A 21,393-nucleotide genomic window follows, 5' to 3' on the forward strand; every position below is an offset into this window, starting at 1 on the left:
AGTCAGCTGGAGGAAATCACCATGGCACGTGCGGTCGGCATCGACCTGGGCACGACTAACTCCGTCGTCAGCGTTCTTGAAGGCGGCGAGCCCACCGTCATCACCAACGCCGAGGGTGCCCGGACCACGCCGTCCGTCGTCGCCTTCGCGAAGAACGGCGAAGTGCTGGTCGGCGAGGTCGCCAAGCGACAGGCGGTCACCAACGTCGACCGGACCATCCGGTCCGTGAAGCGCCACATGGGCACCGACTGGAAGATCGAGCTCGACGGCAAGACCTTCAACCCGCAGCAGATGAGCGCCTTCATCCTCCAGAAGCTGAAGCGCGACGCGGAGGCCTACCTGGGCGAGAAGGTGACCGACGCGGTCATCACCGTCCCGGCGTACTTCAACGACTCCGAGCGCCAGGCGACGAAGGAGGCCGGCGAGATCGCGGGCCTGAACGTCCTGCGCATCGTCAACGAGCCCACCGCGGCCGCGCTCGCGTACGGCCTCGACAAGGACGAGCAGATCATCCTGGTCTTCGACCTCGGTGGCGGCACGTTCGACGTCTCGCTGCTGGAGATCGGCGACGGCGTCGTCGAGGTGAAGGCCACCAACGGCGACAACCACCTCGGTGGTGACGACTGGGACCAGCGCGTCGTCGACTACCTGGTGCAGCAGTTCCGCTCCGGCCACGGTGTGGACCTCGCCAAGGACAAGATGGCCCTCCAGCGCCTGCGCGAGGCCGCGGAGAAGGCCAAGATCGAGCTGTCCTCCTCCTCGGAGACCTCGATCAACCTGCCCTACATCACGGCCTCCGCCGAGGGCCCGCTGCACCTGGACGAGAAGCTCACCCGCGCCCAGTTCCAGCAGCTGACGGCCGACCTGCTGGAGCGCTGCAAGACGCCGTTCCACAACGTCATCAAGGACGCCGGCATCTCCCTCGGCGAGATCGACCACGTCGTCCTGGTCGGCGGCTCGACCCGTATGCCCGCCGTCGCCGAGCTCGTCAAGGAGCTGACCGGCGGCAAGGACGCCAACAAGGGTGTGAACCCGGACGAGGTCGTCGCCATCGGCGCCTCGCTCCAGGCCGGTGTCCTCAAGGGTGAGGTCAAGGACGTCCTGCTCCTCGACGTGACCCCGCTGTCCCTCGGTATCGAGACCAAGGGCGGCATCATGACCAAGCTCATCGAGCGCAACACCACGATCCCGACCAAGCGGTCCGAGATCTTCACGACGGCCGAGGACAACCAGCCGTCCGTGCAGATCCAGGTCTACCAGGGCGAGCGCGAGATCGCGGCGTACAACAAGAAGCTCGGCATGTTCGAGCTGACCGGTCTGCCGCCGGCGCCCCGCGGCGTCCCGCAGATCGAGGTGTCCTTCGACATCGACGCCAACGGCATCATGCACGTGACCGCCAAGGACCTGGGCACGGGCAAGGAGCAGAAGATGACCGTCACCGGCGGCTCCTCGCTGCCGAAGGACGAGGTCGACCGGATGCGCCAGGAGGCCGAGCAGTACGCGGACGAGGACCACCGCCGCCGCGAGGCCGCCGAGTCCCGCAACCAGGGCGAGCAGCTCGTCTACCAGACCGAGAAGTTCCTCAAGGACAACGAGGACAAGGTCCCGGGCGAGATCAAGGCCGAGGTCGAGGGTGCGATCGCCGAGCTGAAGGAGACGCTCAAGGGCGAGGACACCGCCGAGATCCGCACCGCCACGGAGAAGGTCGCCGCCGTCTCGCAGAAGCTGGGCCAGGCGATGTACGCCGACGCGCAGGCCGGTCAGGCCGCCGGTGGCGCCTCCGCCGGTGACGCCCGCGCCGACGACGACGTGGTGGACGCCGAGATCGTCGACGACGAGCGCAAGGACGGTGCCGCGTGACGGAGGAGACCCCGGGTTTCGAGGAGAAGCCCGACGTCCCCTCAGGCGCCACCTCGGAAGACGCCGAGCCGCAGGCCGCCGCCCCCTCCGCTGAGGAGGCGGCGGCCCCGGCCGGGGACGCAAGTCAGCTGGCGGGTCTGACGGCTCAGCTGGACCAGGTGCGGACCGCGCTCGGCGAGCGCACGACGGACCTCCAGCGCCTTCAGGCCGAGTTCCAGAACTACCGCCGCCGTGTCGAACGCGACCGGATCGCGGTCAAGGAGATCGCCATCTCGAATCTCCTGACCGAACTCCTGCCCGTGCTCGACGACATCGGCCGGGCCCGGGACCACGGCGAACTCGTCGGCGGCTTCAAGTCCGTCGCGGAGTCGCTGGAGACGGTCGCCGCGAAGATGGGCCTGCAGCAGTTCGGCAAGGAGGGCGAGCCCTTCGACCCGACCGTCCACGAGGCGCTGATGCACAGCTACGCGCCGGACGTCACCGAGACGACGTGCGTGGCGATTCTGCAGCCCGGGTATCGCTTCGGCGAGCGCACCATCCGCCCCGCGCGGGTGGCCGTCGCCGAACCGCAGCCCGGCGCGCAGACCGTCAAGGCCGACGAGGCGGAGACGGGCGACGACAAGGAGAGCGGTGGCCCGGACGAGGGCTGAGCGTGAACCGATGAGGAAGGAGGGACGTCGGGGATGAGCACCAAGGACTTCATCGAGAAGGACTACTACAAGGTCCTCGGCGTCCCCAAGGACGCCACCGAGGCCGAGATCAAGAAGGCGTACCGGAAGCTCGCCCGCGAGTTCCACCCGGACGCCAACAAGGGCAACGCCAAGGCGGAGGAGCGGTTCAAGGAGATCTCCGAGGCGAACGACGTCCTCGGTGACCCCAAGAAGCGCAAGGAGTACGACGAGGCGCGTGCTCTCTTCGGCGGCGGCGGGTTCCGGCCGGGACCCGGCGCCGGCGGCGGCTCCTTCAACTTCGACCTGGGCGACCTCTTCGGAGGCGGCGCCCAGGGTCAGGGTCAGGGCGGCGGCTTCGGCGGCGGCGGTGGTGGCCTCGGCGACGTCTTCGGGGGCCTGTTCAACCGCGGCGGCGCGGGTACCGGCACCCGGACCCAGCCGCGGCGCGGCCAGGACATCGAGTCCGAGGTCACCCTCAGCTTCACCGAGGCGATCGAGGGCGCGACGGTCCCGTTGCGCATGTCCTCGCAGGCCCCCTGCAAGGCGTGCTCCGGCACCGGCGACAAGAACGGCACACCGCGCGTGTGCCCGACCTGCGTCGGCACCGGGCAGGTCGCCCGGGGCTCGGGCGGCGGGTTCTCGCTGACCGACCCCTGCCCCGACTGCAAGGGCCGCGGCCTGATCGCGGAGCACCCCTGCATGGAGTGCAAGGGCAGCGGACGGGCCAAGTCCTCCCGGACGATGCAGGTCCGCATCCCGGCCGGCGTCACCGACGGGCAGCGCATACGGCTGCGCGGCAAGGGAGCTCCGGGCGAGCGCGGCGGCCCCGCGGGCGATCTCTACGTGATGGTCCATGTCAACGGTCACCCGGTGTTCGGCCGCAAGGACGACAACCTGACCGTGACCGTGCCCGTCACCTTCACGGAGGCGGCGCTCGGCGGCGAGGTCAGGGTGCCCACCCTGGGCGGGCCGCCGGTCACCCTGAAGCTGCCGCCGGGCACCCCCAACGGCCGCACGATGCGGGCCCGCGGCAAGGGCGCGGTCCGCAAGGACGGCACCCGCGGGGACCTTCTGGTCACCGTCGAGGTGAGTGTTCCGCAGGACTTGTCGGGGAAGGCTCGTGACGCGCTCGAGGCGTATCGCGAGGCGACCGTGGGCGAGGACCCGCGGGCCGAGCTGTTCGAGGCCGCGAAGGGAGCATGAGAGTGATGGACGGCCGTCGACGCAGTAACAATTTCCGTGGGCCGTACGACCTGACCGAGGAGACCCCGGTCTACGTCATCTCGGTGGCCGCCCAACTCTCAGGCCTGCACCCGCAGACCTTGCGTCAGTACGACCGGCTGGGTCTGGTCTCGCCCGACCGCACGGCCGGGCGGGGCCGGCGCTACTCGGCCCGCGACATCGAACTGCTCCGCCAGGTGCAGCAGTTGTCGCAGGACGAGGGCATCAACCTGGCCGGAATCAAGCGCATCATCGAACTCGAGAACCAGGTCGCGGCGCTCCAGGCCCGGGTCGCGGAGATGGAGGCGGCCCTGGACGGGGCGGCGGCCGCCATGCGTCAGCGCGAGGCCGCTGTGCACGCCTCCTACCGCCGTGACCTGGTGCCCTACCAGGAGGTCCAGCAGACCAGCGCGCTGGTGGTGTGGCGGCCGAAGAAGGCGAAGGACTAGGTCCGACAGGCCCTGGCCGACGGCGGTCCGGTCGCGAGCGTGCTGCGGCCGGGTGCGGCTGTGCGTGGCCGTGCGTGGCCGTGTGCGGTGCGCGCCCGATGTGACACCCCGAAGGGGCCCGGAGCGACTCCGGGCCCCTTCGTCATGCCCTCAGGGCGCCCGCCGGGCCGTCACGGCATCTGGCGCGCCCTCAGGGTCCCGCCGATCCCCAGGTTCTCGCCGCGCCCCAGGTTCTCGCCGAGCCGGGCCCCCGGTTCCCGCCGAGCCGGGCCCCCGAGGTGCGTGCCGGTTGTCGCGATGATGAACGGGGTCGGCGGTTCGGATGGACCGATCTTTGCTCTAGGATGAACTTTCGATGGGTGAAGGGTCCGTAAAGAGCGTTTGGAGACGGTTCCGCATCGCCTTCACAGGGGCAGCGGAGCGTGCTGTTGCGGGTTCGTTAAGTAGTTCCGCTTGACGCTGGGGGGCGCTCCCGCGTTGGCTTTTCAGTCACCTGGGTCGTAATGCAGCGCCCACATCCGCATCGCAATGAAGTGAGCCCCCGAATGCGTCGTATCGCCATATCTGTGGCCGCGTCCACGATGACCCTCTCGCTCGCCGGCTGCGGCGTGCTGAACGCGTCGGGGGACGGGGCGAGCGCAAGCCCGACCAAGGGCAACGATGTGACGGTCGGTCTGCTGCTGCCGGAGAAGGCGAACACGCGTTACGACCAGTTCGACTACCCCATCATCAAGAAGCAGGTGGCCACGCTCACCAAGAACGAGGGCAAGACGGAGTACGAGAACGCCGACCAGGACGCCTCGAAGCAGGCGGACCAGATGCAGAAGATGATCGACGAGCACGTCGACGTCATCCTGCTCGACGCGGTGGACTCCCACAAGATCGCCCCGATGGTGAAGAAGGCCAAGGACGCCGGCATCCCGGTCATCGCCTACGACCGCCTCGCCGAGGGTCCGATCGACGCCTACATCTCGTTCGACAACGAGCTGGTCGGCGAGGTGCAGGGCCGTTCCCTCATGGAGGCCCTCGGCTCGAACGCCGACACCTCCGACAAGATCATCATGGTCAACGGCTCGCCGACCGACCCCAACGCCAAGCAGTTCAAGGCGGGCGCGATGTCGGAGCTCCAGGGCAAGGTCACGATCGCGAAGACGTACGACACCCAGGACTGGAGCCCGGACACCGCGCAGAAGGAGATGGCCGCGGCCATCAGCGCGGTCGGCGCGAGCAACATCGCGGGCGTCTACTCCGCCAACGACGCCATGGCGGCCGGCATCATCAAGAGCCTGCGGGCCGCGGGCGTCTCCAAGCTGCCGCCCATCACCGGCCAGGACGCCGAGCTCGCCGCCGTGCAGCGCATCCTCGCCGGCACGCAGTACATGTCGGTCTACAAGTCGTACCCGAGCGAGGCCCAGGCCGCCGCGCAGATGGCCGTCCTGAAGGTCCAGGGCAAGAGCATCCAGTTCGACGCGCTCACCCAGGACAAGGTCGACAGCCCGACCAACAAGGACATCCCCTCGCAGCTGGTGTCCGTGGTCGCGCTGACCGCGAGCAACATCAAGGACACGGTCATCGCCGACAACATCTACACCGTCAAGCAGATCTGCAACGGTTTCAAGACGGCCTGCGCGGCCCACGGCCTGAAGTAGTCGCTCCGGCGGGCGGATTCAGGCCACCCTGGTGAACTCCACGGTCACCTCCGGCGGTCCGCCCGCCACCCCGCGGTAGATCCCCTTGTGGGGCGTGACGTCGTCGTAGTCACGGCCGCGCCCCACGATCACGTGGTCCTCGCCCGAGCGGGTGCGGTTGGTCGGGTCCAGACCGCACCACTCACCGGCCCAGTACTCGATCCAGGCGTGGCTCTGGCCCGCGACCGGCCGGTGCGGCTCCGCCTCCGTGTGCGGGTGCAGATAGCCGGAGACATAGCGGGCGGGCAGCCCGACGGCGCGCAGCAGCGCGAGCGCCACGTGCGCGATGTCCTGGCACACGCCCGCGCCCTGCTCCCACGCCTCGGCCGCGGAGGTGTTCACGCCGGTCGCGCCCGGCAGATACGCCACCCGGTCGGCGACCAGCGCGGAGACGGCCTCCGCCGTCTCGTGCGGCCCCAGCCCCGCGACCCGCTCCCGCGCCCCCTCCACCAGCCGCGCGGGCACGGCCGTACGGGCCGTCGCGTGTGCGAACTCCAGCAGCCGTGAGGACGCCACGCGGCCGGCGATCTCCGGCCAGCCGGGCGCCTCGGGCAGCGGCCCCGGCGCGGCGGTCTCGACCAGGCTGGACGCCGTGATGGTCAGGTCGGCGTGCGGGTCCATCAGGTCGAAGCCGGTGACCTGGGTGCCCCAGTAGTCCCAGTACGACCAGGTCGCGGCGGCCGGGCTGACGCTCACCCGGGCGTCCAGGGTGGTCTGGCCCGGCAGCGTCAGCGGGGTCATCCGCACCTCGTTGTGCGAGGAGACCGCGGCCTGGGCGTACGACACCCGGGTGATGTGCCGGATGCGGAGCCTGCGGGCCATCTCAGACCCCTTCCTGGGCCCACTCCACGGGCCCCTGGTACGGGAAGAACGCCTCCGCCACGGCGTCCGCGGACGCCCGGCAGGCGGCCTGGAGGTCGCCCAGCAGCGTGGGCAGCTGCTCGGCCAGCGCCGGGGAGTCCAGGTACTCCAGGCGGGTGCGCAGCCGGCCGATGGGGCGCCGCGCCGGGTCCTGGCGGGGCCGGCCGAGCGCGCTCAGGCACTCCTCGGCCGTGGTCAGCGCGTGCAGCGCGGAGCGCGGGAAGTCGCGGTCCAGCAGCAGGAACTCGGCCACCCGCGGGGTGTCGCCGAAGCCGCTGTACAGGCGCGCGTACGCCTCGTCGGCGCCGCTCGCGCTCAGCAGCGTCGGCCAGTCCGGCGCGTGCGGGGCGTCCAGCACCCGCACCGCGAGCAGCCGTACGGTCATGTCGACGCGCTCCAGGCTGCGCCCGAGGACCACGAACCGCCAGCTGTCGTCGCGGCTCATGGTGGAGTCGGCCAGCCCGAAGAAGAGGGCCGACCGCCGCCGGACGAGCGCGAGATAGGCGTGCGGGCCGGTGCGGCGGGCCGCGCGGCGCTGCTCGGCCAGCGCGTGCCAGGTGGAGTTCAGGCACTCCCACATCTCCGAGGAGACGGCTTCCCGGGCGCTGCGGGCGTTGCGGCGGGCCGCGCCCAGCGCGCCCTCGATGGAGCAGGTCGAGTGCGCGTCGAACGCGAGCTGGTCGAGCACCTGCTGCATGTCCACGCCGTCCGCGCCCGCGTCGACGCCGAGGATCGCGTACAGCGACCGGCAGGCGGCGTCCTCGTCGCGCCAGGGGTCCTCCAGCATCCGGTGCAGATAGGCGTCGAGGATGCGGCCGGTGGCGTCGGCGCGCTCGACGTAGCGGCCGGTCCAGGTCAGTGCCTCGGCGATACGGGAGAGGATCACGTCGGTCATCGTGGTGCCCCTTCCGCGGGGGCGGGCCGGGGGCCGTTCGGGTCGGTGCGGCGGCCGTTCATTGCTGCGCCTCCTCCGCCGGGACGGTCCATCGGCCGTCGGGGCCCGCCTCGCGCGGGGCGACCACCGGCAGGGCGGTGCGGGCGGGCGGGACGGGCCGCTCGGCGGGTCCCTCGGCGAGCACCCAGGTGTCCTTGGAGCCGCCGCCCTGGCTGGAGTTGACGATCAGGTTGCCCTCCTGGAGCGCGACCCGGGTCAGTCCGCCGGGCAGCACCCACACGTCGCCGCCGTCGTTGACCGCGAACGGCCGCAGGTCGATGTGGCGCGGTGCCATGCGATCGCCCGCGAGGGTGGGCGAGGTGGACAGCGCCACCGGCCGCTGGGCGATCCAGCCGCGCGGATCGGCGGCGACGGCCCTGCGGGTGCGCTCCAGTGTCCGGGCGTCCGCGGCCGGGCCGATGACGATGCCCTGGCCGCCGGCGCCGTCGACGGGCTTGACCACCAGCCGGTCGATCTGGTCGAGCACCTCGTCGAGCCGGCCCGGCTCGTCGGGGCGGTAGGACTCGACGTTGGGCAGAATCGGTTCCTCTCCCAGGTAGTAGCGGATCAGGTCGGGGACGTAGGTGTAGAGCAGCTTGTCGTCCGCGATGCCGTTGCCGACGGCGTTGGCGAGGGTGACGGTGCCGGCCGTCGCCGCGCCGAGGATGCCGGGGCAGCCGATCACCGAGTCCGGGCGGAAGTGCAGCGGATCGAGGAAGACGTCGTCCAGCCGCCGGTAGACGACGTGCACCGGCACCTCGCCGCGGGTGGTGAGCATCCGCACCCGGTTCCCCCGGCACACCAGGTCGTGGCCCTCCACCAGCTGCACGCCCATCAGCCGTGCCAGCAGGGCGTGTTCGAAGTAGGCGGCGTTGCCGGGGCCGGGCGTGAGGACCACCACCCGGGGGTCGTCGACCCCCTCGGGGGCGGCGGCGCGCAGGGCGGACAGCAGCCGCTGCGGATAGCCGTCCACGGGCCGTACGTGCTGTTCCGCGAAGAGGGAGGGGAAGATCCGGGTCATCGCCCGCCGGTTCTCGATGACGTACGACACCCCGCTCGGGACCCGCACGTTGTCCTCCAGGACCCGGAAGTCACCGGCCTCGTCGCGCACGAGGTCGATGCCGGCGACATGGATGCGCACCCCGCCGGGGGGTTCGACGCCGTGCGCGGCGCGGTGGAAGTGCGGGGAGTTCAGCAGCAGCCGCCAGGGCACCACGCCGTCGTCGAAGGCGCGGCAGGGGCCGTAGGCGTCGGCGAGATACGCCTCCAGGGCGCGCACCCGCTGGGCCACGCCCCGCTGGATCAGGTCCCATTCGAGGGCGTCGAGGATCCGGGGCACCAGGTCCAGCGGCCAGGGGCGTTCCTCGCCCGCGAAGGCGTAGGTCACCCCGCGGTCGGTGAACGCGCGGGCCATCTGGTCCGCCCTGAAGCGCAGTTCACCTGGTTCCATGGGCTGGAGCGCGGCCAGGACGGGCTTGTAGGCGGTTCTGACCTCACCCGGCCGTACAAACATCTCGTCCCACGCGTCGGCCAGCGCGTACGCGTCGAATATGTCCGCCATGAGGGGACGTTAGATGCGGTATGTGACACGGCGATCACTGAGGCATTTCCGAACAGCGCACGCGTGCTCCCGGCGCGCGCCCCGGACATGCCTCGAGCGCCGCATCGCGCCACCCCCGTGGGCGCGATGCGGCGGCCCCGGGCCTGCCGGGCGAAGCGGCGGCCCCGGTCGGCGGGGGGTGCCGGGCCGGGGCCGCGCCGGGCGCCCGTGCACCCGGGGGAAGCGGGTTCCACGATGCACCTGTGGCTTGCGGGCCACCACCGTCAGCTTGTTGCAATGCGAGGGGCGGAGGCCGGTAAATACCGGTCGAAACCGGTGGCTTACGACGGTGGTGGCCAGGGGAGCCTTGTTGCGGACCAGGTCGTGGCCGCGCATAGTTGCGCTGCGGAAGGCGCAGTATCCGGGGGTGAAATGGACGATGGCCGGGCACAGGACGGAGGACCATCCACACGGCGCCGACCGGTTGTGCGACGCCGGGGACCGCGTGTACTCGCGGGCGGTGCGCCGGGGCCGCGTGGCGCGTGAGGACGCCGAGCGGGTGCCCTGCCTGCTGGAGCTGGCGCTGCTGCACCCCGACCCCGACGACATGGACTGGCTGGTGCCGACCTCCCCGCAGGAGGTCATGACCCGGCTGCTGCGCGGGGTCTACGACGAGGTCACGGCGAGCCACGGTCGCGTCGGTTCGGCGGTCGCCGCCGTCGAGTGGTACGCCGGGCTCGGCGGCCGCGTCCAGGCCTCGGCGGCCTCCGCCGAGGGCGCGGGCGCCGCGATCCGGGTCCTCGACGGACTCTCCCGCATCCAGGCCGCGATGGACGAGGCGACCGAGGCGTGCACCACCGAGGTGCTCACGGTGCAGCCCGGCGGCATCCGCCGCGAGGACGAGCTCACCGAGGGCCTGCACCGGGCGCTGGCGCTGCGCGGCCGCGGGGTGCGGATGCGCGACCTGTACACGCATGTCGCCCGGCACGGCCAGGGCCTGCTCAACTACCTGGAGCTGATGGGCGACACGGTCGAGGCGCGCACCCTCGACGAGGTGATCGACCGGCTGATCCTCTTCGACCGCACGGTCGCCTTCATCCCCGCCAACTCCGATCGCACGATGGCCCTGGAGCTGCGCCACCCGGCGCTCGTCGGCTATCTGCTCACCGTCTTCGAGCGGCTGTGGCGGCTGGCCATCCCGCTGACCGCGCCGCTGCCGGACACCGGCATCGAGGGCATCTCGCACCGGGAGCAGTCGATCGCCGCGCTGCTGGCGGAGGGCCACCAGGACGCGGTGATCGCCGAGCGGCTCGGCATCAGCGTGCGCACCTGCCGCGCGCACATCGCGCGCCTGTCGGAGACGCTGGGCGCGGCGAGCCGTACCCAGCTGGGCGTGCGCATCGCGCAGGTGGGCCTGGACGGGCCGCCGCGGCCGGCCGGACCCCAGGTCGCCTCGGTCATCCTTCCTGATCGAGGATCCCCGACCGCGCGATGAGGTAGCCGAGCTGGGCGCGGCTCTCGCTGCCGAGGGTGGCGGCGAGCTTGGCGATGTGGACCCGGGCGGTGCGCACGTTCATGCCGAGGCGGTTCGCGATGACGGCGTCGGTGTGGCCCTCGACCAGCAGGGCGGCGATGGCCCGCTGGCGCGGGGTGACCCCGCCGAGCGTGGGCTGCCGTTCGGCCCGCGGGTACATGGGCGTGGCCAGCCGCCACAGCCGGTCGAAGGTGGTCACGAAGTAGGCGATCAGCGCCGGGTGGCGGATCTCCAGGGCCAGGCTGCCGTCGGCGTCGGCGGGGATGAAGGCGGCGGCCCGGTCGACCACGATGAGCCGGTCGGTCAGCTCGTCCAGGGTGCGGGCCTCGACGTCGCCGCGCAGCATCTCGCAGTTGGCCATGATGGCCAGGGAGTGGCGCTGGGTGTGCTGGTAGAGGGTGCGGATGCGGCAGCCGCGGTCGAGCAGGGCCTGGTCGCGGGCGCGGGCGCGGGCCCGCGCGAGTTCGGTGCGGCTCTCGTCGTAGTGGGCGTGCGGCTGGATGCACAGGGTCTCGTGCTCCGCCTCCACCATGGCCGCGGTGATCGCCTCGTTGATCCGGTCGGTGCCGCTGAGCACCGTGAGGGCCTGGGTGCCCGGCGCGGGTCCGGGCGGTCCGCCGGCCCGCAGCAGCCGCTCGAAGGTCCCCGCGAGCCGTTCCTCGCGCCGCCGTTCGTCGGCGATGCGGGTCGCCGAGGCGCGCAGCAGCCGGTGCAGTGCGACGGCCGGGTCCACGGGCTCGAGCCGGTGCATGTCGTCGACGGCCGGCTGGAGCAGCCCGAAGTCCAGCAGACAGGGCGCCTCTTCGGCCCGTGTGACACCGACCCGGCCCTCGTGCAGGGCGAGTTCGTAGAGCTTCTCCCCGGCGGGGCACAGCTCCTCCATGCCGTGCGGCGCATGCGCCGACGCGCTCATGACAGGTCTCCATCCGGTTTCAGGATGCCCGACTCCGCTATGAGGTAGCCGAGTTGGGCGCGGCTCTCGCTGCCGAGGGTCGCGGCGAGCTTGGCGATGTGCAGGCGCGCGGTGCGTACGTTCATGCCGAGGCGGTCGGCGATGACGGCGTCGGTGAGGCCCTCCACGAGCAGGCGGGCGATGGCGCGCTGGCGCGTGGTGACCCCGTCCCGGACGGGCTGGTGCTCGGGGGTGGGCAGCAGCGGCGTGGCCAGCCGCCACAGCCGGTCGAAGGCGGAGACCAGGAAGCCGACCAGGGCCGGGTGGCGGATCTCCAGGGCGAGGGTGCGGTCGGACTTGCCGGGCACGAAGGCGACGGTCCGGTCGAGCACGATCAGGCGGTCGGTGACCTCGTCGAGGGTGCGGACCTCGTAGTCCCCGGTGAGCTGTTCGTAGTGGTCCAGGACGAACGGGGAGTGGCGCTGGGTGTGCTGGTAGAGCGTGCGTAAGCGGCCGCCCGCGGACAGGAAGCGCTGCTCCTTGGCGAGCGCCTCGGTCAGCGCGGTCTGCGAGCGGCGGCCGGGCTGGATGGCCAGCGCCTCCTCGTGGGAGTGCTCGATCGCGTCGGTGATGGCGGCGGTGATGTGCTCCAGGCCGTCGAGCACGGTGATCGCGAGCGGGTCGACGCCGGGCACCACCTGGGCGTCGATGGTCAGGAACGGGGCAAACACGTCCGCGAGCCGGGTCTCGCGCCGGCGCTGCTGGGCGATCGACTCCTCGATGGTGCCGAGCAGCCGGGGCAGCACCACGGAGGGGGCCACCGGGCGCAGCTGCCCCGGGTCGGCGCGGTCGTGCTGGAGCAGGCCGAAGCCCAGCAGGCAGGGGGCGTCCTCGGCGTCGGCGTCCGGCACGCTCCCCTCGCGCAGGGCACGCGCGTAGACACCGCGCCCGGCCTCGCACAGCTCCTCCACCCCGTGGTCGTGCGTCCTCGCCGTCACCCCTGCCGCCCCCCCGTTCGGCTCACTGATCCTGGTTCAGGATCCCGGACTGGGCTATGAGGTAGCCGAGCTGCGCCCGGCTGCCGCTGCCCAGGACCTGGGCCAGCTTGGCGATATGGGCCCGGCAGGTGCGCACGTTCATGCCCAGGCGGCGCGCTATGGCCTCGTCCACATGGCCCTCCACCAGCAGCTTGGCGATGGAGTGCTGGATGTCGGTGATGCCGTCGGGCGCGGTCTCGTAGGGGGCGCCGGCGCTCAGCGGCACGGCGCGGCTCCACATGAACTCGAACACCTTGATCAGGTAGCGGACCAGGCCCGGGTGGCGCAGTTCGAGGGCGACCTGGCGGTCGTCCTGGGTGGGGATGAAGGCGACCGTCTCGTCGCAGATGATGAGGCGCTCCACCAGCTCGTCGATGGTGCGGTACTCGGCCTTGCCGTCGGCGAACTTCTCCACCCAGGCGATCCGCTCGGGGCTGTGGCGGGCGGTGTGCTGGTAGAGGGTGCGGATCCGCACGCCGCGCTCGATCAGCGGTTTGTCGCGGTCCAGCGCCTCCACCAGCCGGCGCTCCGGGTGGCGCTGGCTGGGCTGGACGGTGAGCATCTCGTTCTGGCACTGCGCTATGGCGAGGTCGAGCGCGGCGTTGATGCGGTCGAGCCCCTCCAATACGGTGATCGAATGCGTCGACTCCGTCACCTGCGCGCTGAGCGCCATGAACGGCTCGAATGCGTCGGCGAGCTCGATGGACAGCCGCCTGCGTTCGGTGATCTCGCGTTCGACGGGGTTGAGCCGCTGGGCCAGGGCCACCGAGGGGGGAACCGGGCGCAGCCAGCCGGCGTCGTCCGGATCGGGATGGAGCAGGGCGAATTCGATCAGGCAGGGGGCGTTTTCCACGTCCGCGCGGGCGATACGTCCCGTGCGCAGTGCGTTCGCGTAAAGACGGCCGCCCTCCGCACACAGCTCCGTCACCGCATGGGGATGCGTAGCTTTAGTCCGATTCGTTGCCAAATCTCCACCCCCCAGGGTCCTGAACATGCAGGAACATGATGCACCGATCGTGTGGCCATGACGTGCCCGAATGAGCCATCGTCTTACTCGACGGGGGAAGAGGGGACCTTCAAGTGAGGACGAAGCCGACTATGCGTAAGAGAATGCTTCGCTCGGTGCTTGTCGCCGCCTTCTCCGCCGTTGCGGCCTTCGCTACGCTGAGTGGCCTTTCGGGCGCCAAGGCGGCGACGCTGGCCGACAGTGTGTGGTCGTCGGCGGCTCCGGCCGACAGTGTGTGGTCGGCGCCGGCTCCGACCGTGGTGGTCGGTGGCGACACTTCCGACGGCACGGACGACAGCGTGTGGAGTTGACGTGACCACTCCTCCTGACGACCGGTCCTTCCGGCGCGAGATGGCCACGGCCTACCGCTCGGGCTGGCACTTCATCGACCTGGTCACCGCCATCCCCCACAGTGGTGACTCGTTGATGGTGACGGTCTTCGGCGAACCGGTGGTCGTGACCCGCGACGAGGACGAGGACGTAAGGGCGTACCGGTGCCTGCGCCGGCCGCGCGGAGCGCCGCAGCCCGTGCGGTGCGCCGTACGGTACGGAATGATCTTTGTGAATCTGGACCAACGAGACCACCGGCTGGCCGAGCCGGACACCTCGGACCTGCGGACCATCTCGGCCACCCCCCGCAGTGCCTGACGCGATTCCCCCGTCGTAACAGATCGCTCAGGTGCTTCCCCCCGCAGCGGCGTCACCGTGACCTGAACACGGTGACGCCGCTGCAGTTTGCGCGGACATGTCCGGACTGCGGCGGCTTTCGGCCGCCCGGCGCGCATGGCCGAAAACGGCCACTCGCCCGTCCGGTTCTCCGGTGGATCTCAGCCGTGGCCCAGGGCCCGGGTCAGTTCGATCTCGATCACCACGCGGGACGGGTTCGGCGCCGGCGTGCGCCCGTAGCGCTCGGCGTAGCGGCGCTCCGCCTCCGCCACCCGCGGGCGGTCGGTCCGGACGAAGGCCCGGCCCTCCAGAGTGGCCCAGCGGCGGCCGTCCACCTGGCACACCGCCACCCGCGCGCTCTCCTCGCCGCAGGCCAGCACATGCCGCACCTTCGCGCTCGTCCCGTTGGTGATCACCCGCGCCAGCCGCTCCCCGGGGTCGTAGGTCACCCCCACCGGAACCACGTGCGGGCTGCCGTCGGGGCGCAGGGTGGTGAGGGTGCACAAGTGCTTCTCGCGCCAGAACGCGAGGTACGGGGCGTCGGGCGCGCCCGGATCCTGGGGGTGTGTCGCCATGGCCCGGAATGTAGCGCGCGATCGGCGCGCGGGAACGCGGAGGAACTTCCTGCTCCAGCCTTGAGCGGAATAGACTCAACTTTGTGTACGCTGCTTGAGTCAGTAGTGGGCCTGACGCCAGGAGGAGAACGCGAACGTGGACGCCGAGCTGACCAACAGGAGCCGGGACGCGATCAACGCGGCCAGCAACCGTGCCGTGACCGGGGGACACGCCGATCTCACCCCCACCCACCTGCTTCTCGCGCTGCTCGAGGGGCAGGACAACGAGAACCTCGTCGATCTGCTCGCGGCCGTCGACGCCGACCAGGCGTCCGTGCGCCAGGGCGCCGAGCGGGCCCTGGCCGCGCTGCCCAGCGTGGCCGGCTCCACGGTCGCGCCCCCGCAGCCCAACCGCGACCTGCTCGCCGTGATCGCGGACGCCCAGGCCCGCGCCAAGGACCTCGGCGACGAGTACGTCTCCACCGAGCACCTGCTCATGGGCGTCGCCGCGAAGGGCGGCCCGGCCGCCGACGTGCTCACCGGCCAGGGCGTGACCGCCCGGAAGCTCCAGGAGGCCTTCGTGAAGGCGCGCGGCGGCCGCCGGGTGACCACCGCCGACCCCGAGGGCCAGTACAAGGCCCTGGAGAAGTTCGGCACCGACTTCACCGCCGCCGCCCGCGAGGGCAAGCTCGACCCGGTGATCGGCCGGGACACCGAGATCCGCCGGGTGGTGCAGGTGCTCTCCCGCCGCACCAAGAACAACCCGGTCCTCATCGGCGAGCCCGGCGTCGGCAAGACCGCCGTCGTCGAGGGGCTCGCGCAGCGGATCGTGAAGGGCGACGTGCCGGAGTCCCTCAGGGACAAGCGGCTGGTCGCGCTCGACCTCGGCGCCATGGTCGCCGGGGCGAAGTACCGCGGCGAGTTCGAGGAGCGGCTGAAGACCGTGCTCGCGGAGATCAAGGACTCCGACGGGCAGATCATCACCTTCATCGACGAACTGCACACCGTCGTCGGCGCGGGCGCGGGCGGCGACTCCGCGATGGACGCCGGCAACATGCTCAAGCCGATGCTGGCCCGCGGCGAACTGCGCATGGTCGGCGCCACCACGCTCGACGAGTACCGCGAGCGGATCGAGAAGGACCCGGCGCTGGAGCGGCGCTTCCAGCAGGTGCTGGTCGCCGAGCCCACCGTCGAGGACACCATCGCCATCCTGCGCGGGCTCAAGGGCCGCTACGAGGCCCACCACAAGGTGGCCATCGCCGACAGCGCGCTGGTCGCCGCGGCCACCCTGTCCGACCGCTACATCACCTCCCGCTTCCTGCCCGACAAGGCCATCGACCTGGTCGACGAGTCCGCCTCCCGGCTGCGCATGGAGATCGACTCCTCGCCGGTCGAGATCGACGAACTCCAGCGCTCCGTGGACCGGTTGAAGATGGAGGAGCTGGCGCTCGACAAGGAGACCGACCCCGCCTCCCGGGACCGGCTGGAGCGGCTGCGCCGCGATCTCGCCGACCGCGAGGAGGAGTTGCGCGGACTCACCGCCCGCTGGGAGAAGGAGAAGCAGTCCCTGAACCGGGTCGGCGAGCTGAAGGAGAAGCTCGACGACCTGCGCGGGCAGGCCGAACGCGCCCAGCGCGACGGCGACTTCGACAGCGCCTCCAAGCTGCTCTACGGCGAGATCCCGGCCGTCGAGCGCGACCTGGCCGAGGCCACCGAGGCCGAGGAGGAGGTCACCCGCAACACGATGGTCAAGGAGGAGGTCGGCGCCGACGACATCGCGGACGTCGTCGCCTCCTGGACCGGCATCCCGGCCGGCCGGCTGCTCGAGGGCGAGACGCAGAAGCTGCTGCGCATGGAGGACGAGCTCGGCAAGCGGCTGATCGGGCAGGGCGAGGCCGTGCGCGCCGTGTCGGACGCCGTGCGCCGCAGCCGGGCCGGGATCGCCGACCCGGACCGCCCGACCGGATCGTTCCTCTTCCTCGGCCCCACCGGCGTCGGCAAGACCGAGCTGGCCAAGGCGCTCGCCGACTTCCTCTTCGACGACGAGCGGGCCATGGTCCGCATCGACATGTCGGAGTACGGCGAGAAGCACAGCGTGGCCCGCCTGGTCGGCGCCCCGCCCGGATACGTCGGCTACGAGGAGGGCGGCCAGCTCACGGAGGCGGTCCGGCGCCGCCCGTACACCGTGGTCCTCCTCGACGAGGTGGAGAAGGCGCACCCGGAGGTGTTCGACGTCCTCCTCCAGGTGCTGGACGACGGACGCCTCACCGACGGCCAGGGCCGCACGGTCGACTTCCGCAACACCATCCTGGTGCTGACCTCGAACCTGGGCAGCCAGTACCTGGTCGACCCGGTGCTCTCCGAGGAGGAGAAGAAGGGCCAGGTCCTGGAGGTGGTCCGGACCGCCTTCAAGCCGGAGTTCCTCAACCGCCTCGACGACCTGGTGGTCTTCTCGGCGCTCAGCAAGGACGAGCTGGGCCGCATCGCCCGGCTCCAGATCGACCGGCTCGCCAGGCGCCTGGCCGAGCGGCGGCTCGCCCTGGAGGTCACGCCCGAGGCGCTGGACTGGCTCGCGCGGGAGGGCAACGACCCGGCCTACGGCGCCCGGCCGCTGCGCCGCCTGGTGCAGACCGCGATCGGCGACCGGCTCGCCCGGGAGATCCTCTCCGGCGAGGTCAAGGACGGCGACACGGTCCGGGTGGACGCCTTCGAGGACGGCCTGATCGTGGGCCCGGTGACCGGCAAGACGCTGTAGCCCGACGGCCCGCGGCCCGCGCCCCGGTCCGCCGCACCGCGCGGCGGCCCGGGGCGCGGCCCGCGTACACCGGTCCCGGACGGCTCAGACGCTGCTCATGACCACGTACAGTTCCCAGACCACCCACAGCGTGAAAACGATGCATCCCACCCACAGCGTCCACAGCACCCAGGTCACGGGCCTCGGTATGCGCATGGCCGCATCCTCCCGCATCGATCCCGTCCACAGAAGTGGGACAGAAGTCCGACAGGCTCCGTCGGGGCTTGCCACCCCCCTCCCCGCATGAGGGAGGATGGCGGAATCCGCATGAAGGGAAAAACACGGTGAGCATCGACCCGTCCTCGATTCCGAACTTCGGGGGCCAGCCAGAGCCGCAGCCCCAAGGACCGGCGGGCCCCGTCGTCCCGGATCAGGACCTCGTGAAGCAGCTCCTCGACCAGATGGAGCTCAAGTACGTCGTCGACGACGAGGGGGACCTCGCGGCGCCGTGGGAGCAGTTCCGTACGTACTTCATGTTCCGCGGGGAGGCCGAACAGGCGGTCTTCTCGGTGCGGACCTTCTACGACCGTCCGCACAAGATCGACGAGAAGCCCCAGCTGCTCGAGTCGATCGACGACTGGAACCGGCGGACCCTGTGGCCCAAGGTGTACAGCCACACGCACGACGACGGCACCGTCCGCCTCATCGGTGAGGCGCAGATGCTGGTCGGTACGGGCGTCGACCTGAACCACTTCGTCTCCTCCACGGTCAGCTGGGTGCGGGCCGCGATCGAGTTCGACAAGTGGCTCGTCGAGCAGCTCGGCCTCGAACAGGAGGTCAACGAGGCGGACAAGCCCGAGGACGACGAGGAGTAGACCTCCTCGCCAGGAGCCCGCGCGGAGCCCACGGAGGTTCGCGCGCGAGCACGCCAGGGCGCGCGCCCGCACGGACGCAGCGGAGCCCGGCCAGGGCACCGGCCACCACGGCCGCGTGCCGGGCCGGGCTCACGCGTTTTCCGCCGCCCGGACTTCCGGCTCCCCGGGCTTCCGGCTCCCCGGGTCCCGGGTCTTGCGGGCCGCGCGGCCCCAGGTCAGCCCGCCAGGGACTTCAGCCGGCGTACGGCCTCGTCGAGCACCGACGTCCGCTTGCAGAACGCGAACCGTACGAACGGGGCGCCGGCCTCGCGGTGGTCGTAGAAGACCGCGTTCGGGATGGCGACGACGCCCGCGCGTTCGGGCAGGGCGCGGCAGAAGGCGAAGCCGTCGGTCTCGCCGAGGGGGCGGATGTCGGTGGTGATGAAGTACGTGCCGGCGGTGTCGTAGACCGTGAAGCCCGCCTCCCGGAGCCCCGCGGCCAGCAGGTCGCGCTTGGCCTGCATGTCCTCGCGGAAGGCCGTGAAGTACGTGTCCGGCAGGGCGAGGGCCTCCGCCGCCGCGTACTGGAAGGGTCCGGAGGCGACGTACGTGAGGAACTGCTTCGCCGAGCGGACCGCCGTGACCAGGCCCGGCGCGGCCGTCACCCAGCCCACCTTCCAGCCGGTGAACGAGAACGTCTTGCCCGCCGAGCCGATCGTGACCGTGCGCTCGCGCATCCCGGGGAAGGTCGCGAGGGGCACGTGCTCGGCGCCGTCGAAGACCAGGTGCTCGTAGACCTCGTCGGTGATCACCAGGAGGTCCCGCTCCACGGCCAGCGCGGCGATCGCGGCCAGCTCCTCGCGGGTGAGGACCGTGCCGGTCGGGTTGTGCGGGGTGTTGACCAGCAGCAGCCGGGTGCGGTCGGTGACCGCGTCCCGCAGTTCGTCGAGGTCCAGCCGGAAGGCGCCCTCGTGCGGGCGCAGCGTCACCGGCACCCGGCGGCCGCCGGCCATCGCGATGCAGGCCGCGTAGGAGTCGTAGTACGGCTCCAGGGCGATCACCTCGTCGCCCGGCTCCAGCAGGGCGAGCAGCGACGCGGCGATCGCCTCCGTGGCGCCCGCGGTGACCAGCACCTCGGTGTCGGGGTCGAACTCCAGGCCGTAGCGGCGCTGTTGGTGGGCGGCCACCCCGCCGCGCAGCTCGGGCACGCCCGGACCCGGCGGGTACTGGTTGCCGCGGCCGTCGCGCAGCGCCCGCACGGCCGCCTCGCGGACCTCCTCGGGGCCGTCCGTGTCGGGGAAGCCCTGGCCCAGGTTGATCGAGCCGGTACTGAGGGCCAGGGCGGACATCTCGGCGAAGATCGTCGTGCCGAACTCGGCGAGCCGGCGGTTGAGCAGGGGGCGGGCGCTGGAGGTCATGGCGGTCATCCTGCGCCCTGGGTCCGGGTTCCTCAACCGGCCCCTTCGCGCCCTGTGTCCTTGCTCAGAAGTTCCTCAACACCGCTTTGGCGGGTGCGGCGGCCGGGCATCCCCCGGGCACGCGCACGTCGCGCGGACGGCGAGGCGCCCACGGGGGGCCGCTTCGGGGGAACGGAAGGAGGGTGACGCCATGGTCTTCGGCATCATCCTGGCGGTGGTCGCGGTGCTGGTCGTCGCGGCCGTGGTGAACGGGGCGCGGGGCGGCCGGTCCGGCAAGCGGCACCGGGGCGCGGGCCGCCTCGGCGGGGCCGCCGGCAGCGACGCCGGCTGGTGGGTGGGGCAGAGCGACAGCGGCGGCTCGTCCGGCGGGCACCACTCCGGCGGGCACCACTCGGGAGGGCACTCCGGCGGCCACCACAGCTGCGGCGGGCACTCGTCCTGCGGCGGCCACTCCTCCTGCGGAGGGTCGTCGTGCGGCTCGTCCTGCGGCGGGGGCGGCTGCGGGGGAGGCAGCTGACCGGCCTCTCCCGCAGGGAGGCGATCGGCCGGCTTCCCCCGCAGGGAGGCAGCCGACTGGCCTCTGCATCGGCCGGGGGAGCGCGCGCGGCGACATGAGGGGCGGATCGCTCCGGCGCGCGCCCTCCCCGGCCTGGCGTGCGCCGGTGGTTGAACAGTTGAGCTGTGGAGCCCTCTGAGGGATGGAAACCGCACGAACTTGGGTAAAAACGCTGTGGTGGCACCACAGTTCATGATTCCCTCTAAATCACTGACGCAGCCCCTCGGACGTCTCGCGGACGCCCTCCGCCGACAGGGCTGAGCGATCCGATTCCCCGGTGTCGACCGGGGTGCGCCGGACCTTCCTCCCTCCTTGCGTGCCAGCGGAGCCGATCCATGCTCACGACCCTGAACACCTCCTACACCGATACGCGCGCGGCCGACCTGGCCTGGGCCCTGGGCCGCGAGCCGCTCCCCGCGCTCGCCACCCTCGACCTCGAACTGGCGGACGCAAAACTCCAGTTGAGACTTCTCGGCGCTTCACACCAGGTACTTCTGGACGAGGAACGGGGCAGGTGTTCGGAGACGGTGGCCTGCATCCCGGGGTCCAGCACCCCGCTGCCGCTCGGAGTGGCCAAGCGCGTCGGCGACTGGGAGTACGAGTTCGCGGCCCGGGTGGAGGTGCTCTCGCCGGGCTCGTTCGCGGGCCGCGCGCAGGAGTTGCTGGCCCTGGTCTCCGACCATCCCCAGGGCCTGGCCGGGGTGTTCCCCGGCAGCCCGCACGCGTTCACCGCGCTGCTCGCCCAGCGGTACGAGGGCCAGGTGCACTGGCGCACCTGGCACGCCTACCCGCAGGACGGCCAACTCGTCGCCACCCGGACCCGGGTGGGGGTCCGGCAGCCGGCGCGGACGGCGGCCCCGGCGCGGGCGTGACCGCCCGGCACGGCGTCAACTCCGCGTTCCACACGTGTGGGTGACG

General features: G+C 71.6%; 19 protein-coding genes. 11 read left to right on the forward strand and 8 right to left on the reverse strand.

The window, feature by feature from the left end; all coding sequences use genetic code 11:
• The first annotated feature begins 21 nt into the window (after positions 1–21).
• The 5 genes from dnaK to WN71_RS01700 all read left to right on the forward strand — a co-directional run bounded on the left by dnaK (position 22) and on the right by WN71_RS01700 (position 5,850).
• The gene (dnaK, locus tag WN71_RS01680) at positions 22–1,860 is read left to right on the forward strand and encodes a molecular chaperone DnaK (protein ID WP_046581389.1); all 1,839 of its coding nucleotides are present in this window, start codon (positions 22–24) and stop codon (positions 1,858–1,860) included.
• Entirely contained in the window at positions 1,857–2,510 is a 654-nt protein-coding gene (grpE, locus tag WN71_RS01685; protein ID WP_046581392.1) for a nucleotide exchange factor GrpE, read from the forward strand. The genes dnaK and grpE overlap by 4 nt, the downstream gene beginning before the upstream one ends.
• A gap of 33 nt (positions 2,511–2,543) precedes the next feature.
• Positions 2,544–3,734: a molecular chaperone DnaJ gene (dnaJ, locus tag WN71_RS01690; protein WP_046581393.1), complete on the forward strand. Its 1,191-nt coding sequence runs from the start codon at positions 2,544–2,546 to the stop codon at positions 3,732–3,734.
• Positions 3,735–3,739: 5 nt separating this feature from the next.
• Entirely contained in the window at positions 3,740–4,201 is a 462-nt protein-coding gene (locus WN71_RS01695; RefSeq protein WP_206299993.1) for a heat shock protein transcriptional repressor HspR, read from the forward strand.
• A 545-nt stretch (positions 4,202–4,746) separates the two neighbouring features.
• Positions 4,747–5,850 (forward strand): sugar ABC transporter substrate-binding protein, encoded by a 1,104-nt coding sequence (locus WN71_RS01700; protein WP_046581398.1) that lies wholly within the window; start codon positions 4,747–4,749, stop codon positions 5,848–5,850.
• An 18-nt stretch (positions 5,851–5,868) separates the two neighbouring features.
• On the opposite strand, the gene WN71_RS01705 is transcribed toward WN71_RS01700, so the two are convergent.
• Genes WN71_RS01705 through WN71_RS01715 form a run of 3 tightly spaced genes read right to left on the reverse strand, consistent with a single transcriptional unit; the run spans position 5,869 to position 9,245 of the window.
• On the reverse strand, positions 5,869–6,711 hold the full coding sequence (locus WN71_RS01705) for a transglutaminase family protein (RefSeq protein ID WP_046581400.1): 843 nt from the start codon (positions 6,709–6,711) through the stop codon (positions 5,869–5,871).
• Between the two features lies 1 nt (position 6,712).
• On the reverse strand, positions 6,713–7,645 hold the full coding sequence (locus tag WN71_RS01710) for an alpha-E domain-containing protein (protein WP_046581401.1): 933 nt from the start codon (positions 7,643–7,645) through the stop codon (positions 6,713–6,715).
• A gap of 58 nt (positions 7,646–7,703) precedes the next feature.
• A complete protein-coding gene (locus WN71_RS01715; protein ID WP_046581403.1) occupies positions 7,704–9,245 on the reverse strand; it encodes a circularly permuted type 2 ATP-grasp protein in 1,542 nt (513 codons plus the stop codon).
• A gap of 418 nt (positions 9,246–9,663) precedes the next feature.
• On the opposite strand from WN71_RS01715, the gene WN71_RS01720 reads away from it, so the two are divergent.
• On the forward strand, positions 9,664–10,719 hold the full coding sequence (locus WN71_RS01720) for a helix-turn-helix transcriptional regulator (protein ID WP_046581404.1): 1,056 nt from the start codon (positions 9,664–9,666) through the stop codon (positions 10,717–10,719).
• On the opposite strand, the gene WN71_RS01725 is transcribed toward WN71_RS01720, so the two are convergent.
• Genes WN71_RS01725 through WN71_RS01735 form a run of 3 tightly spaced genes read right to left on the reverse strand, consistent with a single transcriptional unit; the run spans position 10,682 to position 13,681 of the window.
• Positions 10,682–11,671 (reverse strand): helix-turn-helix transcriptional regulator, encoded by a 990-nt coding sequence (locus WN71_RS01725; RefSeq protein ID WP_046581406.1) that lies wholly within the window; start codon positions 11,669–11,671, stop codon positions 10,682–10,684. The genes WN71_RS01720 and WN71_RS01725 overlap by 38 nt on opposite strands.
• A complete protein-coding gene (locus tag WN71_RS01730; protein WP_046581408.1) occupies positions 11,668–12,648 on the reverse strand; it encodes a helix-turn-helix transcriptional regulator in 981 nt (326 codons plus the stop codon). The genes WN71_RS01725 and WN71_RS01730 overlap by 4 nt, the downstream gene beginning before the upstream one ends.
• A gap of 22 nt (positions 12,649–12,670) precedes the next feature.
• On the reverse strand, positions 12,671–13,681 hold the full coding sequence (locus WN71_RS01735; RefSeq protein ID WP_240529532.1) for a helix-turn-helix domain-containing protein: 1,011 nt from the start codon (positions 13,679–13,681) through the stop codon (positions 12,671–12,673).
• 363 nt (positions 13,682–14,044) lie between these two features.
• Between WN71_RS01735 and WN71_RS01745 the strand changes: the two genes are divergently transcribed.
• Entirely contained in the window at positions 14,045–14,341 is a 297-nt protein-coding gene (locus WN71_RS01745) for a Rieske (2Fe-2S) protein (RefSeq protein ID WP_046581611.1), read from the forward strand.
• A gap of 179 nt (positions 14,342–14,520) precedes the next feature.
• Here the strand turns inward: WN71_RS01745 and WN71_RS01750 are convergent, their stop codons facing one another.
• A complete protein-coding gene (locus WN71_RS01750; RefSeq protein WP_046581413.1) occupies positions 14,521–14,934 on the reverse strand; it encodes a pyridoxamine 5'-phosphate oxidase family protein in 414 nt (137 codons plus the stop codon).
• A 136-nt stretch (positions 14,935–15,070) separates the two neighbouring features.
• On the opposite strand from WN71_RS01750, the gene clpB reads away from it, so the two are divergent.
• Together clpB and WN71_RS01760 are read left to right on the forward strand one after the other, a co-directional pair.
• Positions 15,071–17,668 (forward strand): ATP-dependent chaperone ClpB, encoded by a 2,598-nt coding sequence (gene clpB, locus WN71_RS01755; RefSeq protein WP_046581415.1) that lies wholly within the window; start codon positions 15,071–15,073, stop codon positions 17,666–17,668.
• A 323-nt stretch (positions 17,669–17,991) separates the two neighbouring features.
• A complete protein-coding gene (locus WN71_RS01760) occupies positions 17,992–18,522 on the forward strand; it encodes a type III secretion system chaperone family protein (RefSeq protein ID WP_046581417.1) in 531 nt (176 codons plus the stop codon).
• Positions 18,523–18,737: 215 nt separating this feature from the next.
• Here the strand turns inward: WN71_RS01760 and WN71_RS01765 are convergent, their stop codons facing one another.
• On the reverse strand, positions 18,738–19,928 hold the full coding sequence (locus WN71_RS01765; RefSeq protein ID WP_046581418.1) for a pyridoxal phosphate-dependent aminotransferase: 1,191 nt from the start codon (positions 19,926–19,928) through the stop codon (positions 18,738–18,740).
• Between the two features lie 181 nt (positions 19,929–20,109).
• Here WN71_RS01765 and WN71_RS01770 point away from each other — a divergent pair, with 181 nt between their 5' ends.
• Positions 20,110–20,436 carry a hypothetical protein gene (locus WN71_RS01770; protein ID WP_046581420.1) on the forward strand — a complete coding sequence of 109 codons (327 nt, stop codon included), beginning with the start codon at positions 20,110–20,112 and terminating at the stop codon, positions 20,434–20,436.
• A 374-nt stretch (positions 20,437–20,810) separates the two neighbouring features.
• Positions 20,811–21,347 (forward strand): DUF2617 family protein, encoded by a 537-nt coding sequence (locus WN71_RS01775; RefSeq protein ID WP_046581421.1) that lies wholly within the window; start codon positions 20,811–20,813, stop codon positions 21,345–21,347.
• Positions 21,348–21,393 lie beyond the last annotated feature (46 nt).

Origin of the sequence: Streptomyces mangrovisoli, from assembly GCF_000974985.2 — a bacterium.
GTDB lineage: Bacteria > Actinomycetota > Actinomycetes > Streptomycetales > Streptomycetaceae > Streptomyces > Streptomyces mangrovisoli.

Excerpts from the sequence above, each read along its gene's own strand:
- WN71_RS01775 (WP_046581421.1), top strand. The coding sequence starts at position 20,811 with ATGCTCACGACCCTGAACACCTCCTACACCGATACGCGCGCGGCCGAC.
- WN71_RS01735 (WP_240529532.1), bottom strand. The coding sequence starts at position 13,681 with ATGTTCAGGACCCTGGGGGGTGGAGATTTGGCAACGAATCGGACTAAA.
- WN71_RS01765 (WP_046581418.1), bottom strand. The coding sequence starts at position 19,928 with ATGACCGCCATGACCTCCAGCGCCCGCCCCCTGCTCAACCGCCGGCTC.
- WN71_RS01770 (WP_046581420.1), top strand. The coding sequence starts at position 20,110 with ATGGTCTTCGGCATCATCCTGGCGGTGGTCGCGGTGCTGGTCGTCGCG.
- WN71_RS01695 (WP_206299993.1), top strand. The coding sequence starts at position 3,740 with ATGGACGGCCGTCGACGCAGTAACAATTTCCGTGGGCCGTACGACCTG.
- WN71_RS01700 (WP_046581398.1), top strand. The coding sequence starts at position 4,747 with ATGCGTCGTATCGCCATATCTGTGGCCGCGTCCACGATGACCCTCTCG.
- WN71_RS01710 (WP_046581401.1), bottom strand. The coding sequence starts at position 7,645 with ATGACCGACGTGATCCTCTCCCGTATCGCCGAGGCACTGACCTGGACC.
- dnaK (WP_046581389.1), top strand. The coding sequence starts at position 22 with ATGGCACGTGCGGTCGGCATCGACCTGGGCACGACTAACTCCGTCGTC.
- WN71_RS01715 (WP_046581403.1), bottom strand. The coding sequence starts at position 9,245 with ATGGCGGACATATTCGACGCGTACGCGCTGGCCGACGCGTGGGACGAG.
- WN71_RS01725 (WP_046581406.1), bottom strand. The coding sequence starts at position 11,671 with ATGAGCGCGTCGGCGCATGCGCCGCACGGCATGGAGGAGCTGTGCCCC.
- WN71_RS01750 (WP_046581413.1), bottom strand. The coding sequence starts at position 14,934 with ATGGCGACACACCCCCAGGATCCGGGCGCGCCCGACGCCCCGTACCTC.
- WN71_RS01705 (WP_046581400.1), bottom strand. The coding sequence starts at position 6,711 with ATGGCCCGCAGGCTCCGCATCCGGCACATCACCCGGGTGTCGTACGCC.
- WN71_RS01745 (WP_046581611.1), top strand. The coding sequence starts at position 14,045 with ATGGCCACGGCCTACCGCTCGGGCTGGCACTTCATCGACCTGGTCACC.
- WN71_RS01720 (WP_046581404.1), top strand. The coding sequence starts at position 9,664 with ATGGCCGGGCACAGGACGGAGGACCATCCACACGGCGCCGACCGGTTG.
- dnaJ (WP_046581393.1), top strand. The coding sequence starts at position 2,544 with ATGAGCACCAAGGACTTCATCGAGAAGGACTACTACAAGGTCCTCGGC.